This window comes from Shigella sp. FC1661, assembly GCF_001712525.1.
In the GTDB taxonomy this organism is placed as follows: domain Bacteria; phylum Pseudomonadota; class Gammaproteobacteria; order Enterobacterales; family Enterobacteriaceae; genus Escherichia; species Escherichia coli.
Window position 1 is genome coordinate 1 of record NZ_MDGW01000162.1, and the last position, 5200, is coordinate 5200.

5 protein-coding genes and 3 pseudogenes are annotated in these 5200 nt (G+C 49.7%); 2 read left to right on the forward strand and 6 right to left on the reverse strand.

Features of this window, described 5'->3' with window-relative positions; translation table 11 throughout:
• A pseudogene (locus tag BFF42_RS10770) lies at positions 1 to 326 on the forward strand (IS1-like element IS1B family transposase); the annotation flags it as partial.
• A gap of 91 nt (positions 327 to 417) precedes the next feature.
• On the opposite strand, the gene BFF42_RS10775 reads toward BFF42_RS10770, so the two are convergent.
• The 4 genes from BFF42_RS10775 to BFF42_RS10790 all read right to left on the reverse strand — a co-directional run bounded on the left by BFF42_RS10775 (position 418) and on the right by BFF42_RS10790 (position 3152).
• Positions 418 to 912 carry a PTS sugar transporter subunit IIB gene (locus tag BFF42_RS10775; RefSeq protein ID WP_001027846.1) on the reverse strand — a complete coding sequence of 165 codons (495 nt, stop codon included), beginning with the start codon at positions 910 to 912 and terminating at the stop codon, positions 418 to 420.
• Positions 912 to 1319 carry a mannose/fructose/sorbose PTS transporter subunit IIA gene (locus BFF42_RS10780; RefSeq protein WP_000245657.1) on the reverse strand — a complete coding sequence of 136 codons (408 nt, stop codon included), beginning with the start codon at positions 1317 to 1319 and terminating at the stop codon, positions 912 to 914. The genes BFF42_RS10775 and BFF42_RS10780 overlap by 1 nt, the downstream gene beginning before the upstream one ends.
• 9 nt (positions 1320 to 1328) lie before the next feature.
• Positions 1329 to 2135, reverse strand: a complete 807-nt coding sequence (locus BFF42_RS10785; RefSeq protein ID WP_001195423.1) for an SDR family oxidoreductase — start codon at positions 2133 to 2135, stop codon at positions 1329 to 1331.
• Between the two features lie 69 nt (positions 2136 to 2204).
• On the reverse strand, positions 2205 to 3152 hold the full coding sequence (locus BFF42_RS10790) for a sugar-binding transcriptional regulator (protein ID WP_000431660.1): 948 nt from the start codon (positions 3150 to 3152) through the stop codon (positions 2205 to 2207).
• A gap of 347 nt (positions 3153 to 3499) precedes the next feature.
• Between BFF42_RS10790 and rluF the strand changes: the two genes are divergently transcribed.
• Positions 3500 to 4372: a 23S rRNA pseudouridine(2604) synthase RluF gene (rluF, locus tag BFF42_RS10795; protein WP_000936346.1), complete on the forward strand. Its 873-nt coding sequence runs from the start codon at positions 3500 to 3502 to the stop codon at positions 4370 to 4372.
• A gap of 132 nt (positions 4373 to 4504) precedes the next feature.
• Here rluF and BFF42_RS10800 read toward each other — a convergent pair.
• Positions 4505 to 4776, reverse strand: a pseudogene (locus tag BFF42_RS10800) (YjbD family protein).
• Between the two features lie 98 nt (positions 4777 to 4874).
• Positions 4875 to 5200 (reverse strand): annotated as a pseudogene (locus BFF42_RS10805) (IS1-like element IS1B family transposase); the annotation flags it as partial.

Sequence of the window (5200 nt, forward strand, 5' to 3'; positions counted from 1 at the left end):
TTTACGCGTATGACAGGCTCCGGAAGACGGTTGTTGCGCACGTATTCGGTGAACGCACTATGGCGACGCTGGGGCGTCTTATGAGCTTGCTGTCACCCTTTGACGTGGTGATATGGATGACGGATGGCTGGCCACTGTATGAATCCCGCCTGAAGGGAAAGCTGCACGTAATCAGCAAGCGATATACGCAGCGAATTGAGCGGCATAACCTGAATCTGAGGCAGCACCTGGCACGGCTGGGACGGAAGTCGCTGTCGTTCTCAAAATCGGTGGAGCTGCATGACAAAGTCATCGGGCATTATCTGAACATAAAACACTATCAATAAGTTGGAGTCATTACCCTTATTTCCATGATTTTTCACCTTTTAAGTGTCGTCATCCCTGCCTGTTAAAGCATATGTACACAAGCGCTATTATTTAATTTGCGATTAACTGTTCGTTTATTTTGTCGATAATATTGATTGAGGGATCTGACGCTACGACGCGTAAATCCAGTATGACGCCAAGATTATTTAACTCATGAAATGCGTTAATATCATCATCATCTAATGAAACCGCTTTGGTTAACTGTTTTTTACCGGGCCGCCAGACCATGCCGCCAATATTTAGGGTGTCTATTTTTACCCCTTGGTGAACCATCGCTAAGGCATCCTGTGGGCGAGTGAAAAGATAAAAAACGGTTTCGTCCTGATATTGCGGGTTGTGATAAACAGCGACGGCTTTTTCAATATTGACCACGTTAACCTTCATTCCCGGTGGCGCAGCCTGACGCAATAATGTCCGGCGAACTTCATCGTTATAAACTTCGTCATTGCAGATAATAATGCGCTGGGCGTTAGCCACTTTCGACCAGACGGTAGTGACCTGACCGTGGATCAGGCGGTCATCAATGCGGGCGAGCGTAATGTTCATCAGAAATCCTCCTCTGCCGTTGCCAGTTGTTTCCAGACAACGCAGGTTTGCTTTGCGATTTGCGTCAGGTGTTCACACACTTCATCAACATTCATGCTGTCCTGGTTATCAACCAGTTCGAGCGCCAGCGGCAGAGAAAGGCCGCTGATTACCCGCAGACGAGGATTGCGCATCGCAAGCATCGCTGCCGCATTCCACGGGCTGCCGCACTGTAAATCCACGGCAATCAGCCACTCATCTTGATTGTGAATGCTTACTAACCTTCCCAGCTTTGCTACGATGTCTCCGGCGTTCTCGCCGGGCACAAATTCAACTGCCTCGACCCTGGCGTCGCCGTACACCATCTGAACCGATTCCAGCATGGCGCAAGCTAATTTGACGTGGGCGCAAAAAATGGCATTGACCATAAAGCCTCCTTAGCCGCGCGTTTTGCCGCCCGCAATGTTAGTGGTTACTCCGGTGATATAGCTGGCGCGTTCAGACAGCAGATAACAAACAAAATCAGCGACTTCTGCTAATCTTCCGGCGCGCCCAATAGGAATGGCGTTTTTGGTATAGCCTTCACGCAGCTGCTCGACGGTGATATTGCGCGTCCACGCCAGCGCTTCTTCATATTCCGGCGTGCGCAGTCCTGTTTTTTCCAGAATCCCCGGCGCGATACCGACCACACGGATACCGTGTTTACCCAATTCTTTCGACCAGGATCGCGTGAAGCTATTAAGCGCGGCTTTGGTAGCGGCGTAACAGCTTTGGCCTTCTGAGCCTTCCAGTCCACTTTCTGAGGAAACATTCACAATCACGCCATCATGTTGTTTGACCATCTGTCGCGCCACCGCCTGCGACATCAGAAAAACGCCTTTCTGGTTGATATTGACCATTTTTTCGAATGCAGCTTCGTTGAGTTCATACTGCCCGGCAGGCGCTTTCTCATCGACCAGCAGACGCGGGAAATTGACCCCGGCGTTATTGACCAGACCGTCGATGCGACCAAAACGCTGGATAATTTCCGCTACCGTATGATTTACCTCTTTGGCGCTGGAAATATCGGTCGGCCAAAACTGATAGCCTTTATGACCTTCATATTGACCATCGCCACCGTGAATATCTACCATCTGTACGTTTGCGCCTTGTGCTAATAATTCCTCTACAATCGCCAGACCAATACCGGATGCGCCGCCGGTGACAATAATGATTTTATCCTGCAAATTTAACCACGTTTGCATAACAGACTCCTGATTTTAGATAATAGGGCCCCGCCGTAATTTTTATTACGCTAAACATCGGGAAGATTTTTATTTCAGTAATAGTTCAGCTGTGCTGCTATTCGTTACCAGACAATTAATATATTTTCCACGCAGTGCACCAACAATTCCGCTGTATTTTTCTTCACTCATGGCAATGCCAATGGAATATCGTGCTTGCTTTAATTTATTCATTTCGATAGAGAGTGTTTTTTCGCTCATATTCGTTTCAACCATTGCGCCGTGAATATCAAAAAAGCGCGAGCAAATATCGCCAGCAACCTGGCGGGCATTCAGGTCGTCACTCTCTTCACCACCATAAAACGCATGCCAGTTAGCGCCGTCGCGAATGGCCGGTGAGCCAATTCCCACCAGGGCGACATCCAGATTATCCCAGTAGGCAGAGATGGTTTTAAAGTGCTGAGACTGCATGATCCCATTACGAATTAATGGGTTATCCAGCAGAGCCGGAAAATCCGCGAGATGCGATTCCCCTTTCAGCTTCGCTGCCGCGCTGTAGGTTAATGTGTTTACATGATAGCGGCTTTCGAGTTTACCGGACGGTCCGCCAATAATTGGTACGCAGATTAACTGCCGCGATTGCCCCGCCTGCGGCAAGTTTTCAACCAGTGCGCTCACCGCGCGACCCCAGGAAAAACCGACAATATCGCCAGGCTCCAGCAAGCGATCCAGCAGTTGCGCGCCGTGTAACCCCATCATCGCCAGTTGAGTCTCTTCATCCTCATCATTTCCCGACACCACCACAACGTCTTTCAGGCCAAACTTTTGCTTCAGTTGCTGCTCCAGCCAGAGATTTTCGTTGTAGTCATAGTTGATGGCGATGGTGACAATTCCCTGATCGCGGCCTCGTTTAAGCAAGCGGCTGATGGTGGTGCGGTAAATACCCAGTTCGCGCGCGATTTGCGCCTGCGTCATATCCTGTTCGTAATAGAGTTGGGCAATCTTCACAATCAAACGGATATCGTCACTGTTTTCCATTGCCGCCTCCTGGTTCTGCACATTTGTGCAAATACGCTTTCTCACCGCTTGATCTGATATAACCCCATCATGAGGGCCTTTCAAAGCGATTTTTCACTCTTTGCATGGGGAGATATAGCGCTTTCTCTTGCACATTTGTTTCTCTGCGTAGTAGTCATCAGCACAGGTGTGCAGCGATTCGTAATATGTTGATTATCCTTATTTTGCCAGGCAAATTTGCATCGTACTTCCGGAGACACTTTTGTGATAAAAGGCGTGGCAGATCACATTTAATTTCGACGTTGCCGCATAACCCTGTTTTTCCCCGCTAAGAGGTACGGTATATTCCGCGTTTTACAGGAGAATTTATGCTGCCCGACTCATCAGTCCGTTTAAATAAATACATCAGCGAAAGCGGAATTTGCTCACGCCGCGAAGCGGATCGCTATATCGAGCAAGGCAATGTGTTCCTTAATGGCAAGCGAGCCACCATTGGCGATCAGGTGAAACCCGGCGACATTGTGAAAGTAAACGGTCAGTTGATTGAGCCTCGGGAAGCCGAAGATTTGGTACTTATCGCCCTGAACAAGCCCGTCGGTATTGTCAGCACCACCGAAGATGGCGAGCGCGATAACATTGTCGATTTCGTTAACCACAGCAAACGCGTGTTCCCGATTGGCCGCCTGGATAAAGACTCCCAGGGGCTGATTTTCCTCACCAATCACGGCGATCTGGTGAATAAGATCCTCCGTGCGGGTAACGATCATGAGAAAGAGTATCTGGTGACGGTCGATAAACCGATTACCGATGAATTTATTCGTGGTATGGGGGCGGGGGTGCCGATCCTCGGGACGGTGACGAAAAAGTGCAAAGTCAAAAAAGAAGCGCCGTTTGTCTTCCGCATTACCCTGGTGCAGGGGCTGAACCGTCAGATCCGGCGCATGTGCGAGCATTTCGGCTATGAAGTGAAAAAGCTGGAACGTACGCGCATTATGAACGTCAGCTTAAGCGGCATTCCGCTGGGGGAGTGGCGCGATTTAACCGACGATGAGTTAATCGACCTCTTTAAGCTCATCGAAAATTCCTCTTCCGAGGCAAAACCTAAAGCGAAGGCCAAACCGAAAACAGCGGGCATCAAACGTCCAGTCGTTAAGATGGAAAAAACGGCGGAAAAAGGCGGTCGCCCGGCGTCCAACGGTAAGCGTTTTACCTCGCCGGGGCGTAAAAAGAAGGGACGCTGATTAACGCCTCAGACTGATGAAAACGTCCAAAAAGAGCTCGGACAGTCCCCTCGCCCCTTCGGGGAGAGGGTTAGGGTGAGGGGAAGATTGTGTCCACACAGACGAGTGAAAATCTCAGGCGTTGATTGTTCATTAGCGCCTGCCGCGCGTCGACGTATTTGCTGACCAGCTAAATGACGCTTCAGGATCCGGTTTATAAGCCTGCTTTTTCTTCAATTGGCGGGCTTTTTCGCTTCAGCCTCACGCTCGACCATTAATTTATCGATGTACTCTTTCTTAATGCTGTTGGTTTCGGAGTTGGTCAGTACGCGACCATGCGCAATCCGCGCCCGATCCAGCAGTGTTTTAAGTTCACGCTGCTCGCGTTCAGTCATCTCTTTTTGGGTAATACGGGGGAGTGCCATGATGGTGCCCTCAGTGAGCCAGAGAGTTCAGTGTACGGGAATTCGTTTGCGAGCAGAACTGATAATATTCATTTTGCCTTCTCGGTAATGACTCCAACTTATTGATAGTGTTTTATGTTCAGATAATGCCCGATGACTTTGTCATGCAGCTCCACCGATTTTGAGAACGACAGCGACTTCCGTCCCAGCCGTGCCAGGTGCTGCCTCAGATTCAGGTTATGCCGCTCAATTCGCTGCGTATATCGCTTGCTGATTACGTGCAGCTTTCCCTTCAGGCGGGATTCATACAGTGGCCAGCCATCCGTCATCCATATCACCACGTCAAAGGGTGACAGCAAGCTCATAAGACGCCCCAGCGTCGCCATAGTGCGTTCACCGAATACGTGCGCAACAACCGTCTTCCGGAGCCTGTCATACGCGTAAA